The 15,812-nt window shown below is 42.7% G+C and carries 18 protein-coding genes and 1 tRNA gene; 8 read left to right on the top strand and 11 right to left on the bottom strand.

All coding sequences use genetic code 11. The features are described 5' to 3' along the window. Window positions 1–2: 2 nt before the first annotated feature. From ZOBGAL_RS05750 to ZOBGAL_RS05740, 3 genes are all read left to right on the top strand, one after another. Window positions 3–1,004, top strand: coding sequence for a glycoside hydrolase family 113 (locus ZOBGAL_RS05750; protein WP_013992582.1), 1,002 nt, complete (start codon window positions 3–5; stop codon window positions 1,002–1,004). Window position 1,005: 1 nt separating this feature from the next. Beyond that, on the top strand, window positions 1,006–1,725 hold the full coding sequence (locus ZOBGAL_RS05745) for a hypothetical protein (protein WP_013992581.1): 720 nt from the start codon (window positions 1,006–1,008) through the stop codon (window positions 1,723–1,725). A gap of 81 nt (window positions 1,726–1,806) precedes the next feature. Beyond that, the gene (locus tag ZOBGAL_RS05740) at window positions 1,807–3,072 is read left to right on the top strand and encodes a POTRA domain-containing protein (protein WP_013992580.1); all 1,266 of its coding nucleotides are present in this window, start codon (window positions 1,807–1,809) and stop codon (window positions 3,070–3,072) included. On the opposite strand, the gene def is transcribed toward ZOBGAL_RS05740, so the two are convergent. From def to ZOBGAL_RS05725, 3 genes are all read right to left on the bottom strand, one after another. Next, on the bottom strand, window positions 3,073–3,603 hold the full coding sequence (def, locus tag ZOBGAL_RS05735) for a peptide deformylase (RefSeq protein ID WP_013992579.1): 531 nt from the start codon (window positions 3,601–3,603) through the stop codon (window positions 3,073–3,075). Between the two features lie 102 nt (window positions 3,604–3,705). Next, window positions 3,706–4,509: a DUF6503 family protein gene (locus ZOBGAL_RS05730; RefSeq protein WP_013992578.1), complete on the bottom strand. Its 804-nt coding sequence runs from the start codon at window positions 4,507–4,509 to the stop codon at window positions 3,706–3,708. Between the two features lie 8 nt (window positions 4,510–4,517). Then, complete coding sequence (locus ZOBGAL_RS05725; protein WP_013992577.1) at window positions 4,518–5,150, bottom strand: VOC family protein; 633 nt, start codon at window positions 5,148–5,150, stop codon at window positions 4,518–4,520. A 151-nt stretch (window positions 5,151–5,301) separates the two neighbouring features. Here ZOBGAL_RS05725 and ZOBGAL_RS05720 point away from each other — a divergent pair, with 151 nt between their 5' ends. From ZOBGAL_RS05720 to ZOBGAL_RS05700, 5 genes are all read left to right on the top strand, one after another. Further along, window positions 5,302–6,048 (top strand): SDR family NAD(P)-dependent oxidoreductase, encoded by a 747-nt coding sequence (locus ZOBGAL_RS05720; protein ID WP_013992576.1) that lies wholly within the window; start codon window positions 5,302–5,304, stop codon window positions 6,046–6,048. A 104-nt stretch (window positions 6,049–6,152) separates the two neighbouring features. Then, window positions 6,153–6,446 (top strand): carboxymuconolactone decarboxylase family protein, encoded by a 294-nt coding sequence (locus ZOBGAL_RS05715; protein WP_231854799.1) that lies wholly within the window; start codon window positions 6,153–6,155, stop codon window positions 6,444–6,446. Between the two features lie 2 nt (window positions 6,447–6,448). Beyond that, window positions 6,449–7,486: a flavin monoamine oxidase family protein gene (locus ZOBGAL_RS05710; protein WP_013992574.1), complete on the top strand. Its 1,038-nt coding sequence runs from the start codon at window positions 6,449–6,451 to the stop codon at window positions 7,484–7,486. Window positions 7,487–7,549: 63 nt separating this feature from the next. Next, the gene (locus tag ZOBGAL_RS05705; RefSeq protein WP_013992573.1) at window positions 7,550–8,431 is read left to right on the top strand and encodes an AraC family transcriptional regulator; all 882 of its coding nucleotides are present in this window, start codon (window positions 7,550–7,552) and stop codon (window positions 8,429–8,431) included. A 190-nt stretch (window positions 8,432–8,621) separates the two neighbouring features. After that, window positions 8,622–9,695, top strand: a complete 1,074-nt coding sequence (locus tag ZOBGAL_RS05700; RefSeq protein WP_013992572.1) for an N-acetylmuramoyl-L-alanine amidase family protein — start codon at window positions 8,622–8,624, stop codon at window positions 9,693–9,695. Here ZOBGAL_RS05700 and ZOBGAL_RS05695 read toward each other — a convergent pair. The 8 genes from ZOBGAL_RS05695 to ZOBGAL_RS05660 all read right to left on the bottom strand — a co-directional run bounded on the left by ZOBGAL_RS05695 (window position 9,692) and on the right by ZOBGAL_RS05660 (window position 15,772). Continuing rightward, a complete protein-coding gene (locus tag ZOBGAL_RS05695) occupies window positions 9,692–10,396 on the bottom strand; it encodes a TIGR04283 family arsenosugar biosynthesis glycosyltransferase (RefSeq protein ID WP_013992571.1) in 705 nt (234 codons plus the stop codon). The two genes, ZOBGAL_RS05700 and ZOBGAL_RS05695, sit on opposite strands and share 4 nt — an antisense overlap. Continuing rightward, window positions 10,383–11,153 (bottom strand): DUF547 domain-containing protein, encoded by a 771-nt coding sequence (locus ZOBGAL_RS05690; protein WP_013992570.1) that lies wholly within the window; start codon window positions 11,151–11,153, stop codon window positions 10,383–10,385. The genes ZOBGAL_RS05695 and ZOBGAL_RS05690 overlap by 14 nt, the downstream gene beginning before the upstream one ends. A gap of 89 nt (window positions 11,154–11,242) precedes the next feature. Then, the gene (locus ZOBGAL_RS05685) at window positions 11,243–12,058 is read right to left on the bottom strand and encodes a purine-nucleoside phosphorylase (RefSeq protein ID WP_013992569.1); all 816 of its coding nucleotides are present in this window, start codon (window positions 12,056–12,058) and stop codon (window positions 11,243–11,245) included. Beyond that, a complete protein-coding gene (locus ZOBGAL_RS05680; protein ID WP_013992568.1) occupies window positions 12,055–12,732 on the bottom strand; it encodes a TIGR04282 family arsenosugar biosynthesis glycosyltransferase in 678 nt (225 codons plus the stop codon). The genes ZOBGAL_RS05685 and ZOBGAL_RS05680 overlap by 4 nt, the downstream gene beginning before the upstream one ends. A gap of 60 nt (window positions 12,733–12,792) precedes the next feature. Next, window positions 12,793–13,290, bottom strand: a complete 498-nt coding sequence (locus ZOBGAL_RS05675; RefSeq protein WP_013992567.1) for a rhodanese-like domain-containing protein — start codon at window positions 13,288–13,290, stop codon at window positions 12,793–12,795. 67 nt (window positions 13,291–13,357) lie between these two features. Further along, window positions 13,358–14,662 carry an ADP-ribosylglycohydrolase family protein gene (locus ZOBGAL_RS05670; protein WP_013992566.1) on the bottom strand — a complete coding sequence of 435 codons (1,305 nt, stop codon included), beginning with the start codon at window positions 14,660–14,662 and terminating at the stop codon, window positions 13,358–13,360. Beyond that, complete coding sequence (locus ZOBGAL_RS05665) at window positions 14,659–15,633, bottom strand: phosphotransferase (RefSeq protein ID WP_046287789.1); 975 nt, start codon at window positions 15,631–15,633, stop codon at window positions 14,659–14,661. Before ZOBGAL_RS05665 ends, ZOBGAL_RS05670 begins: the two co-directional genes overlap by 4 nt. A gap of 66 nt (window positions 15,634–15,699) precedes the next feature. Beyond that, window positions 15,700–15,772: transfer RNA gene (locus ZOBGAL_RS05660), tRNA-Phe, on the bottom strand. Window positions 15,773–15,812 lie beyond the last annotated feature (40 nt).

Genomic DNA, 15,812 nt, shown 5'->3' with positions numbered 1-15,812 from the left:
ACATGCGTATAGTAAGACTCCTTTTTTTATGTTTTCTCCAGTTTTCGTGTACGAGCCAAGCCCCCGAAAAAATAAACGGGGTAAGTTTCGTGGCTTCTAGAAGTGAAGCTTTGCAAACCCACCTTGAAGAGGTAAAACAGGTGTATGCCAATCATGCCGCCGTAATGCCTTTTGGTTTTATCAGGGATGTCAATTCGCCCGAAATCATCTTCAATACCGATAGACAGTGGTTCGGCGAGACCAAGAAAGGGGCCATGCAGTATATTGGACTTTTGCATAAAAATGGCATAAAGACTATGGTGAAGCCCCAAATATGGATATGGCGTGGCGAATTTACCGGAACCCTACACATGAATTCCGAAGTGCACTGGCAAGAACTCGAAGCTTCTTACGAAAAATTTATAATGACCTACGCCGAAATGGCGCAAGAAACGGGCACGGAAATATTCTGTATCGGTACCGAACTTGAAAAATTTGTGACGAATAGGCCCGAATACTGGCATAAACTGATTTCAAAAATTAGAACGGTCTATAAGGGAAAACTGACGTATGCGGCCAATTGGGACGAGTATCCGAGGGTGCCTTTTTGGAAAGATTTGGATTATATAGGAATAGATGCGTATTTTCCGCTGTCGGATGAGAAGACCCCTTCGGTCAAGCAGTTACGTGAGGGCTGGCAACGTTGGAAACCTGATATGGCAGCCTTGGTCAAAAAAACCGGAAGACCTGTACTCTTTACCGAATTTGGGTATAGAAGTATGGACTATACGGCAAAGAAGCCGTGGCTGGTGGATCGTAACCAAGAAAACGTAAACCTAAAAGCGCAAGTCAATGCCAAACGGGCATTATTTGATGAGTTTTGGGGGGAAGACTGGTTCGCGGGCGGTTATGTCTGGAAATGGTTTATCGATCATGATAAGGCAGGTGGGGAAAACGATAATCGATTTACACCACAGAACAAACCGGCACAAGAGGTGATTAAAGAAGTCTATAAAAAGTATTGATATGCGTTCCCTTGTTCTTTTTGCTTTTTTGGGATTGATTGTCGGATGCTCTTCCGATCTTGAGAATCAAGACGTAACCCTTAGCGATGCCCTAAAGCAAGACGCTCCCGTACTCGATAATGTAATCGCATGCGCCGCCAGTAATGAGAACGACCATATGGTAAGCGTTTTTTTCTATCCGCGGGACGGGGCGAGCAACGTACGTTATTATGAGACCGAAAACATAAAGGTATCAAAGGATGACTTTGAACAGTATTACCGTATAGACAACCCTGTGTTCGACGTTTTTAACGGATATCTCAAAAAGTTCGAAGTAGTGGTGACCGAGGAAAAATGGGCCATTGTTTCCTTTGAAGAAGGAGGTAAGATCCATTTGTCAAACCCCATCCGGATAAAACATCATACGAAGCCTACGGAATATACCGAACAGAGTATTGTTGTTGATTCGGCGGATACGGGCTCGCCCCTTTTTCATTGGACCGATGGAAAATATACGGATTCAAGGATTTACTTTGGAGTCGTTTCCGATAGCGATGATAATTTTATTTCAGGAACCTATACCCATGAGCATCGGTTTCAATATTATGATCTTGAAAACGTGGTGGTGAACATTACTAAAGGTACCCCTCCGACATTGAAAGCCGATAATACCTATAGTTTTACTTTGATGGCAGTAAGTGAAGATAATTGGGTGAACCTTTTTTCTGAAATAGAATTCTAAAAAAATAAACCGACCCCTATCGCCTACTGTGATAATTTTATGAAGAATACAATTTACATTTATGGCGTTACACACTAGGGCATGGTCTTAAGAATACTCGTTTTTCTTCTTGTTATCCTCTTAGGATGGCCTTCTAGGGCGCAAGAAGGAAGGGTGCTCGAGGTCAATATCAAGGGGACTAAACGAACTAAGGTCTCTTTTTTGAAAAAATTGATCGGACTTCAACCGGGTATGCCCTTAGATTCTATACTATTGAAAGAAGATGTGGCGCGCCTTCAAAGGCTTCCGTCTATTTCACATGCTTATTATCAAGTGGCCGTATCTCGGAACAATGGGTATGAGGTGTCTTATAACGTAGAGGAAAATTTCACTTTGATCCCCTATGCCAATCTCTTTTCCTCCTCTAATGATGCCTTTGCATTTAGAGTGGGACTTCAGGAGTTTAATTTTTTGGGAAGGGGTATTACCATAGGAGGCTTCTATCAGTATGATACTTTTAATTCTTTTGGTGTGGGATTGAGGGCTCCTCATCTATTTAGTAGAACTACAGGCTTATCGGTCAGTTATAACGATTTTACTACCCAAGAGCCCGTTTTTTTTGAAAATACCACGGCCGATTATCGGTACAATAACACGGGTTTTGAGCTTATGGGATTGCATGAGTTCAATTTTAACCATCGGATAGAGCTGGGTGGAAGTCTTTTTTCGGAAGATTACACCTATCTGTCGGGGGCGACCAGTACGAGTGTACCACAGGCCTTAAAAGTAGACAAACATCTTATGAAGTTTATCTACAACTACGAGAACATCGTCTATTATTTCTATTATTTAGAGGGGTTTAAAAGTACCCTTAACTTTCAATATGTGGGCAGTAGCAATAGCAAGCTGCCCGAATTTTTGATAGGCTTCAACGATTTTGTTTACTACAAGCGGGTAGGGAAAAAAGGCAATTGGGCAAATCGGTTGCGACTGGGGCTGGCCAGTAACGTAAATAGTCCCTTTGCACCGTTTACGGTCGATAATAACCTGAATATTCGTGGGGTGGGCAATACCATTGACCGCGGTACGGGGGCCATTGTTTTTAATACCGAATACCGGCATACGCTGATCGACGAAAATTGGTTCGTACTACAGGGCAATTTTTTTGTCGATGGGGGGTCTTGGCGTAACCCTGGCGGTAGTTTTAGCGATTTTTCAGATGACCGAAACATTCGTGTCTACCCTGGGATAGGACTTCGATTGATGCACAAGCGCATCTTTAATGCTATTTTTAGGATCGATTATGGCTATGGCATTACCAAAGATGCTTCAAGGGGATTTGTATTCGGAATCGGGCAGTACTTTTGATCAGACGTTCCAATAGGTGTCGTACTCTTCTTGAAAGCTAAGGGTTTCCATAGAAGGCATACGGTCGATCAATAGTACTCCGTTGAGGTGGTCGAGTTCATGTTGGGCCACTATGGCCGAAAAATCGTCAAGAACCTTCTCGAACCTATTTCCTTTTATATCGTATCCGCTGAGTTTTACGGTTTTGTAGCGTTTTAACCGGCCGCGTATTCCCGGTATGGAAAGGCAGCCTTCCCAACTATCTACCATTTCATCCGATAAGGTTTCGATCCTAGGGTTGATCACTACCGATAAAGGAAAGGACTTTTTGTCGGGATAGCGCTCGTTCTTTTTCGCTTCCATGGTAAACACCCGTTTAAGGACGCCCACCTGCGGAGCTGCTATACCTACGCCCGATTTATTGCGCATGGTAGCGATCAGGTCATCTACAAAGCCTTGGAAATCATCGGACTTTATTTCATCGATGTCTACCGCTTCCGATACTTTCCGCAATAGGGGGTTGCCCATTTTAATTACCTCAAGAACTGCCATGTTTTATTTTTTTACCCGATAATCGAGATTAAATGCTCCGAGGTTGGTCTCGAAATCAAGGTGTATTTCTTTTAATGCCTCGCGGGCTTGCCCGGAGGTAGTTTACTGGGCTAAATTTACAACCTTCTCCGTTTCTATTTTAGATAGCTCTTCTAGTGCTCCCTTTTCGTAGAGCTCGGGCAGTTGTTTTAAGGGAGTGCCTATTGGAGCCTTGTAGTTGATGTAGTCTTGAAATACGATTCCGTCTATGTTTCTTCGGTTATAGGCGCTTCTAAAGCGTACTCCCCTGTTATTGGTGCTGTATTTATAGGCCAAATAGTCTACGGTCTTTGTTTTTGAGTTGATCCAATACATAAAGACGTCATCATGGTCGGTGCCGCCCCCATTTTGGTCAAAGTTGATTTTTACGGCCTTGTAATCTTCGCCCTTGACTTTTGTTGGCCCTATTAGGGTTTTATTGACGGCCTTGTCTTTTAGTTTGTGCGGCAGGGTTGCAAAATAGATGACCGAGTTTAAGGCTTCGGTATGTTTTATGACGTCTTTTTCCGAAAGCCTTATAGGCTTGCCGTTCACTTTACGGACGAACTGTCCGTTGTCAAGAACGTCTAAAGTGTCTTGTCCGTTTTTCCCAAATGTAACCGAGTAGGTATATGCTTTTCCCTTGTTGTGAAAAGTGTATTCCTTTTCCCTGAAGGTAAATCTGTAGTGGGCCGTGTCATAAGCTTGGCCCCCATGGGTATCAATGGCTTCGTTGACCACGGTATCGGCCTTGTTTATTTCCCTAAGGGTGCCACGGTCGACCGGTTGTATGGTTTTCGCCTTTGTTTCTTCTTTTTTAACCTCCTGCTTACAGGAAGATAGGCCTATCAAAAGGCTCAGACTTAAAAAATAGAGGGAATTCTTCATATTCGAAATTAAATTTCAACAATGCCCTTAGGGCTTTGTATAATCGCTTTTAGACTTATATTTTTATTACGTTCTATTCGGAACCGTACACCCAATTCCGTAAATATATTTGCTAATAAGTCGGGGTTTGGGTGATTACCATACAGTTCGATCAATTTACAGCCCATCTGGGGCAAGGCCTTATGGGGATGTGTTTCTGTTTGGCTCCAGTCTACCATAAAGGGCACAAGTTCTACTTCAGGTGATGGCAAAGGTAATATGAGTTGCCATTTTAATAGGGATCCTTCTGCCGTATGGCGGCTTCCCGCGCTAATATTTCCCATTTTCGCGTTGTATTGGCTCAAAATATTGGCATCTTTTTTAAGCTGCTCCGACTTTAGTGCCCAACGGGTGATTTGGTCCTTACTTAGCATATCTACGCCCATCCATCTTGGAGGTGGTATTTTTTTGTTGGTGTCATCGGCGACTAGCAGTTCAAGATAAGTTCCATTGTCTAGATTTATAAGTGCGTTTTTAGTGCCTTGCGTGGCATGGTATCCTCCAAAAATTGCTTGAACGCCTAGTTTCTTTTCCAAAGTTAGAATTGCAGCGTCCAAATCCCGCACGGTATAAACGATATGGTCTAATAAGCCATGATTCATATATGTTCACTTTATAGCCTAAAGATATTTGAAAAGTAGGGAGATTTTGCTATCTGTTTCCGAAAATTACCATGGATTCTCCTTATTGTGCCGTTCCGGCCTGTAGAACCGAAATACCTTTGTATCAACAAAACATATAAAAAAGTAAACTATGAAACGAGCATTGATTATAGGAGGTAGTAGCGGAATTGGAAAAGCAACGGCCCAAAACCTATTAAACGAAGGAGTAGAGGTACATGTGGTTGGTACGAACCCTGAAAAACTTGGGGCTTTTAAAGAAGAGGCCACAGGAAGTTTGCTTACTTATAAGGTTGATATTACGAGTGCAAGCGAATTGGACGGCTTAAACGCGGAAATAAATGGTTGGGATAATTTAGATTACTTAGTGAATGCTTCAGGTATTTTTGGCCCCAAACCATTTTTAGACCATACCGTGGCAGATTATGATTCGTATATGGATTTGAATAGGGGGTTCTATTTTATTACTCAGAATGCAGCTAAAAAGATGGCGGATACAGGTGGTGGGTCTATTGTAAATGTGGGCTCTATGTGGGCCAAACAAGCTGTGAAAGCAACTCCTTCAACGGCATATTCTATGCAAAAGGCAGGTTTACATTCGCTAACACAACATTTGGCAATGGAGTTGGCAGATTTTAAAATTCGTGTGAATGCCGTATCTCCGGCGGTAGTTCAAACTCCGGTTTATGATAGTGTTTTTGGAGGAAAAGAAGAGGCAAAAGAGGCTTTGCAAGGTTTTCATGGTTTTCACCCTATTGGACGGTATGGGAAACCGGAAGATGTCGCCAATACCATATCTTTTTTGCTTTCGGAAAAGGCTTCTTGGGTGACTGGTGCGATTTGGGATACAGATGGTGGTGTAATGTCAGGAAGAAATTAAACGTAATAAGCCCTAGGGAAGATTGAGGCAATTTATGGTTTAATAAATAAATGAAGTGCTTCATTTTTCTTCCCCTCTAAAAAAATCTTGAAGATATGTATGATATGAAGAATCTTGAGAATTTAAAAACTCTAGGAAAAGAATCGGAAAAAACAATGAAAGCTTTTTGGGCTTTTGATCAAGCGGCTTTGGCCGAGGGTGCCATACCAAAAAAGTATAAAGAATTAATGGCAATTGCTGTAGCTTTGACAACACAATGCCCTTATTGTCTTGAGATACATAAAGACGCTGCAATAAAGGCAGGAGCCGCTCAAGAGGAGTTGGCGGAAGTTACTATGGTTTCTGCCGTATTAAGAGCGGGAGCAGCAGTAGTACACGGAACACATTTAATGAAATAAGTTTGAAAGGGAATTTTTCTAAATATATTATCATAGGTGCAGGGCTTTCAGGTCTTACATCTGCATATAAGTTATTTAATAAAGGTGAAACCAGTTTTACGGTTCTTGAATCTCGAGACCGCATAGGAGGGCGAATCGTAACCCGAGACAGGATTGATTATGGAGCTACGTGGTTCCAGACGCACCATGAAGAGGTTATAGCGCTTTTGAACGAGCTTGGCGTTGAGAAATACCACCAGTATAACAAAGGGAAGAGTATATTGGTCTATAGCACCATGGCGCCCGAACATTATTTTGAAAACGACCCGGATACCCCATCTGCTTATCGTATTAAAGGCAATTCACAAGCTTTGATTCACGCATTGGCTAAAACGGTATCGGATAAAATAAAAACAGAAACTAAGGTTTTGAGTATCCATGAGACGGAAAATGGAATGCAGGTAGCAACTGATAATGGGGTATTTTTTGGGGAGAAGGTAATCGTTACCATTCCTCCAAAAATAGCAACTCGTATTTCATTTTCTCCCGAATTACCTGTTGAGGTTGGGGCGGTGATGGATAAGACCCATACTTGGATGAGCAATGCCATAAAAGTAGGGTTAACGTTTAAAGAGCCATTTTGGAGAAACAATGATTTTTCAGGAATGATCATTGGTCAAGTGGGGGCCGTTACTGAACTTTATGACCATAATGATGCCGAAAACGAACATTATGCATTGATGGGTTTTGTAAACGAAGGGCTTCGCGATACATCGGCCGAGAATAGGAAGCAGCGTATTTTGGGTTATTTGTCCCAATATCTGGGAACTGAAATCTTAGACTACCTTTCCTATGAAGAAAAAGATTGGTCTCAAGATTGGCATACCTCATGTGAAAATATCAAATCTATTTATATGAGCCCGTCTTATGGAAACCCCGTTTTTAACAGAAACTATATGAACGGTAAATTACGGTTCTCGGGGGCGGAAACGTCCCCTGTTCATGGCGGATATATGGACGGTGCCATTTATAGCGGAATTCAAACGGTGGAAAAATTATAAATTGGGACGTTAGTGATGCATCTTTTTATCGACGAATAGGTTAACCGGTTACAAACGAATTGAATGCGCCATTCAAAATATCAAATTGAGCAGTACCATTTGCATAAAAGGCAGCCTGGAAAGCTTCAGTTTGAGCTGTACGATTTAAATGCGTATAGGAAAAAAAGTGGTGATTTGGCTGCCGTGCCCCACTCACATAGTTATTATCAAATTATATGGTTCATTAATGAAGGAGGAACGCATGTAGTAGATTTTAAGAAGTATGATATAAAGAAGAACACCGTGCTTTTTATTACCAAAGATCAAGTGCATGCTTTTGATGATAATGAAGATGTGCAGGGGTGGCTTATTCACTTTAACGAAAGCTTTTTTAAACATACAGATGTAGATATGTTTCTGAAATTCAACATTTTTCACATGTTGGATAAACCTTGTTATACTATTGAAAAGGGAGTTCTTAACGTTGCATCAGCTTACATCACTCTAATACAGAGTGAATTGGAGCAGCGTGATAGGTTTGGATATGAAGATATTATCCGTTTTTTGTTGAAGTCCTTTTTAATTCAATTAGAGCGTATTCATCAAAAAAATGATAGTGCGCCTATTCAGCTTAATAGTCTCTATAAAAGGCAGTTTTTTGAATTTAAAGAACTCATAGAGGTACATTTTAAAAAAGGACTATCGGTGGGTGATTATGCTAGTTTGCTGCATATTTCCTCCAAAACATTATCTACACTTACAAATACTGTCATTGGCAAGTCTCCTTCTCAGGTTATTTCAGAACGCACCGTTTTAGAGGCCAAACGCCTCGTGCGGTTTACGAGTCTGCAAATCAATGAAATCGCGTTCCGGCTAGGTTTTGAAGATGCTTCCTACTTTGTAAAATACTTTAAAAGGCATTTAGGGCAATCGCCCAAAAGCTATCGCCAAAGTCAATTGGCGTAAAGAAAAAGGGGATATGGGCCGACTGTTGAAGAAATCGTTAACTAAATTGTTCAAGGTCTTGCTGTTTTATTCTTTGGTTCTTTAATTTTGTAGCGGATTCCCATAATTTTAGGCATTGTTTTTGATTTTCAAGGAAAGAACGGTTTTTCGTTGAAGCTCATGAATGTCGATTTTTGATACAGATCATTGAATGGATTATAGTTTTTCTTATCGCTTAAAGATGGCAGGTTTCCTCATTGCTGCCATCGGTTATACAATATCGTCTTTTTCCCAAGATACGGTACAGACCGTTGTTGCCGAAAAGGGAGATGGCATACTCTCCTTACTGAGAAAGCAAGGTGTAAACCCGTATGAGCACTACGACGATTTTGTTTCCATGAATATTGAAAACCTACGCGATAGTATTCATTTATATGCGGGAAGGACGTATCGGATACCCGTAGCGGATCTTGATACGGTGAAGGTGGTAGATTCCATCCAAAGAAAAACCAAGGAAATCAAGAAGATCGAAGGAAAGCGATATGCCATTTTTGGAAAAGACCATGAAATGGTACTGCCGAATAGTGAAAAACTCAAAGGTGCGGTCTATTACCTGGTTTCGGGGCACGGTGGTCCTGATCCGGGGGCGATGGCCACTTATGGGGGAAAATCTATTGCCGAAGATGAATATGCGTATGATATAACACTGCGTTTGGCCAAAGAGTTATTGTCGCACGGGGCTACGGTCTATATTATCATAAGGGATGAGAACGATGGGATCAGGGATGAACGTATACTCGAAATCGACCATGACGAAGTAGCTTACCCGAATAAAACCATTCCGCTCAACCAAGTGGCCCGGTTAAGACAACGGGTAGATATTGTAAACAATCTTTACAAAAAAAATAGGGGCAAGTATCAACGCCTTATTGTGACCCACATAGACAGTCGTAGCGTGGGGCAGAACATCGATGTGTTTTTCTACCATCACGAAAAGAGCAAGAACGGTAAAAAGTTGGCCGAAAGCATACACAAGACCTTTCAGAAAAAATACAAAAAATACCAACCGAACCGAACGTATTCAGGCACTTTTGAAGATAGAACTTCCTTGTATCTCGTAAAAAAGACCCATCCGGCCATGACCTTCATAGAAGTCGGAAATATTAGGAACAAGAAAGACCAAAGGCGCATTCTTGAGCCCGAAAACCGACAGGCATTGGCCAAGTGGATAAGCGAGGGTATTCTGCTCGACTATAAGTTGGGGGAAATCGGGCCTATTCGCTAAACGGAGATTTTGCGTTTGTAATAATCGTACAACTGCTCGGGCCCGGCGCCCAAATAGTTTTTTAGGTGCATGATGCCGAAGTGGTACTGTAGTTTTATCATGCCCTGTTCTTCATACCTCCTAGCCGAGGTCTTTACATGTCGAGGTAAGACCTTAAAAAACGTGCTTTTGTAAAGTCGGCCGATAAACTCATTGTCTTCGTAAACTACGTAGGCCTCGTTAAAGCCTCCGGTGTCTTCAAACAGCTCTTTTGTGATGAATAAGGATTGGTCACCACCACGGCACAATTGATGGTTCAAGCGTGTAAACCAAGCGAAAAATCGTAAAAAGGCGCTGTTACTGTCGAATTTCATTTGAAAGCATCCTGTCTTAAACCCCTCTTCAACGGCCTTGATGATCGATAGATCAAAATGTTTGGGAGGAAGGGTGTCTGCATGTAGAAAATAGAGAATATCACCTTTTGCGTGTTTTGCCCCAAGGTTCATCTGTCTTGCGCGGCCTTTGGGGGAAAGCACGGTCTTGGCGCCGTTCTTTTCGGCAATAGAGGGGGTGTTGTCTGAGCTTCCACCGTCTATGACCAAGATCTCCTCGATGTTTTCGGGTGAGCTGTTAGCGGTCAGGTACTGAAGTACCTTGGCAATGCACTCGGCCTCGTTCAAGACCGGAATTACGATACTGATGCGAAGTTTATTTTTTTTCATTTAGGCTCCAATCATAAGTAAGGTATTCAATATCGGCCTTTGCGTCAATGTCTATCTTGCTATAGGGCCTTATGTATTCTATGAGGTTGCCGTGGGTGGTAAAATCGCTTTTATACCATTTGAAGATATTGGAAAGCTGTAATTTTTCTTTTGAAATGATATTCCTGGTGGGGTCGTTCACAAAATCTTCGGATGCTTTTTGCAGCTGACGCTCGAGTTGTGATGCCGTATAGGCCTCGTTGAGCAATTTCGGACACGAAAATGAGGCGCAATTAATAGCGAAATGAATACGGGGTTCGTCCATTTTGCGAAGTATTTTGTGTTCAATGTCTCCTAGGGAGTATGTTTTTTCACCGATTTTTACCCAATCGTTGCTCCAAGGTCTTTTAATGTCCTTGATGCTCTTGGTGGGGTAATGGTTCAATATCAATTGAACGGTGGCCGCGTTGTAGAGGTTGATGTAATAGGCTAGGCCTTCCTCCTTGGTCCAATTGTCAGACGGGGCATTATTGGCCAAATGGTCAAGATATGCCGTTAACGATTGCTGTTCGTTTTTGAAGTTCTTGTAGTCGACGTCGCCGCTGAGGTCTACATATTTTTTGAGCAAGGCGTTCCAAGCTGAATGGTCTAAGGTGTTGCTTTGAACCTTACTCTCAAATTGATGCTTGGGCATTTCCTTTCTTCCGAAAAAAGAACAAAGGCCAGCCAGTGAAAAAAGTGAAAAAACAGCCGTTTTTGCCATTAGTTTAAATTGCATAGAACAAAAGGTTTCCTAATAAGTAGCGCCTTTTGGTCAAAACTTACACATTACTCCCTGTCATTTTTTAAGAAAAAGAAAGCCTAGGTCTATAAAGTCTTGATCAGTTCTTTAAAGAGTTTGACCATTTTTGGTTCCGCTACTTCCGCCGTTTTTATGATCCGATCGATATCTACGGGCTTCAGGTTTTCCGGGTTGCATTCGTCGGTAATTACCGAGACGGCGACTATGGGAAGGTTTAAGTGGTTTGCAACGATGACCTCCGGTACGGTACTCATTCCTACGGCATCGGCACCGATAATTTTAAGCATGCGGTATTCCGCTTTGGTCTCTAGTTGAGGTCCCACTACGGAAACGTAAACGCCTTGGCGAAGGGTGATGTTTTCTTTGTTCGCAATTTTCATCAAGCTTTCGCGCATGGGTACATCATAGGGTTCTGACATGTCGGCAAAGCGTTCGCCGAACTGGGCAACGCTTTTGAAGGCCAAAGGCGATCCGCCTTGAAGGTTGATATGGTCTTCAATGAGCATTAAATCACCTTCCTTATAGTTTAGGTTGATCGCACCGGCCGCATTCGAGATAAAGAGCTTTGTTATTCCCAATTGGTGCATGACCCGAATAGGGTAAGTGATGTCTAGAAAATCATAGCCTTCGTACAAATGAAAGCGTCCTTTCATGACTACCGCTTTTTTGCCTTCCAGTGTGCCATATATAAGTTTTCCGGAATGGAATTCTACCGTGGCAAGGGGAAAAAAGGGAATATGGTTGTAGTGTGCCTCAATGGGGTTTTCTATCTGATCGGCCAATTTGCCCAGACCTGTGCCGAGTACGATACCGATTTCGGGTTGGTCAAATCCTTTACTTTGTAAATAGGCGACGGATTCGTCTAATTGTTTTCGCATCATGATGTTAAATGTTTTAAGTAAGGGCGAAACGCATCGATATGTTGTATGTCTTCGTAAACATCGACATCGTTTCGCTCGTCTAAAATATGATGTTTTTCGTTTTTTAGGTTTTCCAGCGTATCGGCCAAGACACTTTCTTGGCCCCAAGCCTTGTTGGAGAACAGTTCGGGTTTAAAACGGTTCATGCCCAGCAGGTAATAGCCTCCATCTTGGGCCGGCCCAATAACAAAATCGTTTTTTTTCAATTCGGAAAAAGCCTGTTGCAGGTCATTTTGGTCGAGGTCGTACATATCGCTTCCTATTACGATAATACGCTCGAAACCCGAAGCGAATCCCTCTTGAAAAGCATGGGCCATACGCACGCCCAAATCAGGGCCTTGCTGTAATTTTTTATCGAATATGATCGGACTCCAAATATCATCGGTCCAAATTTCCTCAGAATACCAGACCTGCTTGGCCGTGTTCAGGTTTTCGGTGGTTTTTACGGTATGGCCGAGCAAAAACCTGTAAATGTCCAAGGCCGCCTGGTCGCCAATGGTAGCGGCCAAACGGGTCTTGCATTTTCCCAATTGGGGGTTTCGCGTAAAAATGAGCAGTAGCTCTTTGGAGGCTATATTGGTATAATTGACCGTTGCGTCCTCTTTTTGTTTTTCGTTAGGGGTTATAAAACTCAAATAGCTATAGTTTTAAGGTTCTGGGTTTGGTGAAAAAGGCATAGGGGAAAGGTTGCTGAATTACGGTCCGTATACTTTCTTGCCGTTTTTTAGCAATTTGCCCCACTGCTTGTTAAAGGCGTGTACTTGTTCGGTTTCGTTACCTGACGAATCGAAGACGGGGTTTCCGCGGTTTTTCCATTCGAATATACCTCCGTAAAGGTTTTTGACCTTGGTGTAACCTGCCTGTTGTAACTTTTCCCCAATATCTTCGGAGCGTACGCCTATGGAACAGTAAACGACTATTTCACTGTTTTTATTTTTAATTTTTTGAACAATGGAATCGAGTTCGAACGTATCGTAGCCGACCCACATGGCATTTTTTAAATGACTGACCTCGTATTCTGATCTCTCACGGGCATCGAGCAGCACTACGTTCGACCCGTTTTTAAGGGAGTCGGCATGAATATAGTCTACCGATGCTTCGTTCAGCTTTTTTAAGGTCTTGTCAATTTTGCTCTGGGCGAACGAAATCGAAGTAAGCCAAAGAAATAAAAAGACGTTTAAGGTAGTTCTCATGGGTATGCTGCGTATGGCGCAATTACAAATATACTATTTTAAATAGCCTTGGTTTGTTAAGTAAAAACTAAGGCTTGACTGAATTAGGATACTTTTTTTCGGTAATCTCACGGGCAAGCGCTTCGAGGTCGATTCCCATATTTTCCTTGTTGACCTTAAGGGCTTGGGCGCGGAGCGATACGGGTAGTCGTGAGTAGCCGTCCTTGGCGCCTAGTATCATTCCGGCCACGGCGGCCACGGTGTCGTTGTCACGACCGTAGTTTACTATAAACTGTAAAGTCTTTTCAAAATCGCCTTCCCCATACTTCAGGGCCGTAATCAATATTTGATAGATTTCCCCGGAGTGAAAGGGTATAGCCTTTTTGTGCTCCTCCAAAAAGGCATAGGCCATTTCTTGGCGCATCCACTCTTTCTGGTTTCCTTGGAATCCTGAGGGAATCTTATAGAGCAAGCTGTCTTTTGTCGTTAAGGAGTCGGGTAGGCTGCGTTGTTTTATTTGCAATATCGTTTTGACCGAAGCATCTGCCATTTGGTAAGCAATACGCCCTACCAATCTGCTGTCTTGATAACCTAATGGGTCAACAAAGGTGGTGGTATTGATAATGGAATCGATGTCTTGGGTGCGAAGGGCCATATGGGTCATAGCCGAAACCAAGGCCGAAATGTCTTTGGCGTAGCCCAAATCGAACAAGCTGTGCTCGTAAGCGAGCTCATAGGCCGCTTCGGGCGTTTCGGTTATCAGTCCGAACATTGGGGTGTACAATTGTCCCGCGCATGACATTTCTCCCCCGTAAAAGCGGTTCATGGCTTTTAGGTAAGCCTCGGGGCTTTCTTGATAGGCCATAGAGACCCGTGCCCATTCTTTGATCCAGTCTATTTTTTCGATTTGGGTATCTAGAAAATCGGTGTCGGGAACCTTTTTTCCATCACTTATGGTTCGGGTTAAGGTAGAATAATAGGAGGTTATAAAATCGGCGAAACGGTCAGCGGTCAGGTTTCCCTCATTTTCTGAAAGGTATTTGACCATGGTGTACTTCCATCGGGTGTCATCGGTGGTCGCGCCTGCATTAAGGTTGTGGCCCCATGTACCTTCGGGCGATTGTTGGCGTACCGCCGGGGTCAAGGTGTTTATGTAGCCGTATTTGAGCTGAATGTCTTTTCGGTGCCACATTTCGGTGGAAGCTCCCATGGCGTCACCTATGGCGGAACCTACCAGTGCTCCTAAAACCTTATCGTAGTATCTGGCTTCCGAAAGTTGCAATGTATCGGTGGTGTAAGTGTTTTTTTCGGGTGCCGGTAAATCTACAGGGGAAGTCGTCTCTTTGCAGGCTAGAGAGAGGAAAACCAAAAACCAAACTAATAGGCGTTTCATGGGTTTAAAATGAGTTTACGTGCCTTTTTCAAAAGTTTGCCCTTTTCTTTTAGGGAGCGGTCCAAGGGAAGTTGGGCAAGTCCGATCAACCGGCGCATAATTTCTATACCGGCCACTTGCGACATTAATTCAAGGTTGGCTTCGCCCTGATAGGCCCCGTGAATACGTTTTATGTATCCTTTTTTGCCCGTAGCAATAATAATATGGGCCGCCATGACGCCCAAATCGAATTCGGGAAAGCCTACAAAGCCGAATTCAGGGTCTATAATATAAAGGTTTTCGGCTTCGGTCATCCAACTTCCAGGGTAGTAGTCGCCATGCAAGAGGGTGTTTCCTGGGGCCAAATATTTCTTGCCTATTTTCTTAACGACCTTCCTGATTTTTTTGTCTTGTTTGTAGGGCAGGGAAAGTTCTTGGAGTCCGGGCTGTATATCGTCAAGTTGAAAACCCTTGTCTTCCATGAAGGGAAGTACAAAAATATGTTGGTGGTTCAATTGGCGCATTTCTAGGTTCTCTGGAAAATCGCTTGAAACTTTTTTTCTATGGATCAGGCCCAGAATAAAAATGAGAAGATTTAGCTGTTTGTTTGAAATTTCTCTTTGTTGATAGATGAGGGTCATGTCTTCACAATGGCCCAAATCTTCTAGGAGCAAGAGGTTTTCTTCAACGTCAAAGCCCAAAATTGTGGGAATATGGGCATGAACGGCATTGTCTTGAACCGCTTGATAGAAGTTTTTTTCTACCGCAATCCGGTTTAAGGGGGCCTTTATTTCTTGGTATTTTTCAACGTAGGGCCTAGACTGTTTCAAGATGAAGGAACGCTGGTCGGTAATAACGCGAATGACTACGTTCATGTTGCCATCACCGGGTTTTTCTATGGATACGATTTTTTCTCCATAACGCAACCATTCTTTAGATTGCAGGAAATTTTGAAGCTCCTCTAGTGACGTATTGGTATCTATAATGGTCAAAACAGTAGTTTTTTGCAAGATAGGTCCAAAAACAAAAAAATCCTTACAGATTGTAAGGATTTTTTGTGGTGCCTCCAGGAATCGAACCAGGGACACATGGATTTTCAGTCCATTGCTCTACCAACTGAGCTAAGGCACCATACCCGTTTGCGGGGTGCAAATATAATTTCAAATTTGCG

It is taken from the genome of Zobellia galactanivorans, assembly GCF_000973105.1.
GTDB classification, from domain to species: Bacteria; Bacteroidota; Bacteroidia; order Flavobacteriales; family Flavobacteriaceae; genus Zobellia; species Zobellia galactanivorans.
Note: the sequence above shows the minus strand (reverse complement) of the source record. Positions and strands in the feature narration are given on the sequence as shown.

Coding starts and splice junctions, on each gene's coding strand:
- ZOBGAL_RS05750 (WP_013992582.1), top strand. CDS start 3: ATGCGTATAGTAAGACTCCTTTTTTTATGTTTTCTCCAGTTTTCGTGT.
- ZOBGAL_RS05745 (WP_013992581.1), top strand. CDS start 1,006: ATGCGTTCCCTTGTTCTTTTTGCTTTTTTGGGATTGATTGTCGGATGC.
- ZOBGAL_RS05740 (WP_013992580.1), top strand. CDS start 1,807: ATGGTCTTAAGAATACTCGTTTTTCTTCTTGTTATCCTCTTAGGATGG.
- def (WP_013992579.1), bottom strand. CDS start 3,603: ATGGCAGTTCTTGAGGTAATTAAAATGGGCAACCCCCTATTGCGGAAA.
- ZOBGAL_RS05730 (WP_013992578.1), bottom strand. CDS start 4,509: ATGAAGAATTCCCTCTATTTTTTAAGTCTGAGCCTTTTGATAGGCCTA.
- ZOBGAL_RS05725 (WP_013992577.1), bottom strand. CDS start 5,150: ATGAATCATGGCTTATTAGACCATATCGTTTATACCGTGCGGGATTTG.
- ZOBGAL_RS05720 (WP_013992576.1), top strand. CDS start 5,302: ATGAAACGAGCATTGATTATAGGAGGTAGTAGCGGAATTGGAAAAGCA.
- ZOBGAL_RS05715 (WP_231854799.1), top strand. CDS start 6,153: ATGAAGAATCTTGAGAATTTAAAAACTCTAGGAAAAGAATCGGAAAAA.
- ZOBGAL_RS05705 (WP_013992573.1), top strand. CDS start 7,550: ATGCGCCATTCAAAATATCAAATTGAGCAGTACCATTTGCATAAAAGG.
- ZOBGAL_RS05700 (WP_013992572.1), top strand. CDS start 8,622: ATGGATTATAGTTTTTCTTATCGCTTAAAGATGGCAGGTTTCCTCATT.
- ZOBGAL_RS05695 (WP_013992571.1), bottom strand. CDS start 10,396: ATGAAAAAAAATAAACTTCGCATCAGTATCGTAATTCCGGTCTTGAAC.
- ZOBGAL_RS05690 (WP_013992570.1), bottom strand. CDS start 11,153: ATGCAATTTAAACTAATGGCAAAAACGGCTGTTTTTTCACTTTTTTCA.
- ZOBGAL_RS05685 (WP_013992569.1), bottom strand. CDS start 12,058: ATGATGCGAAAACAATTAGACGAATCCGTCGCCTATTTACAAAGTAAA.
- ZOBGAL_RS05675 (WP_013992567.1), bottom strand. CDS start 13,290: ATGAGAACTACCTTAAACGTCTTTTTATTTCTTTGGCTTACTTCGATT.
- ZOBGAL_RS05670 (WP_013992566.1), bottom strand. CDS start 14,662: ATGAAACGCCTATTAGTTTGGTTTTTGGTTTTCCTCTCTCTAGCCTGC.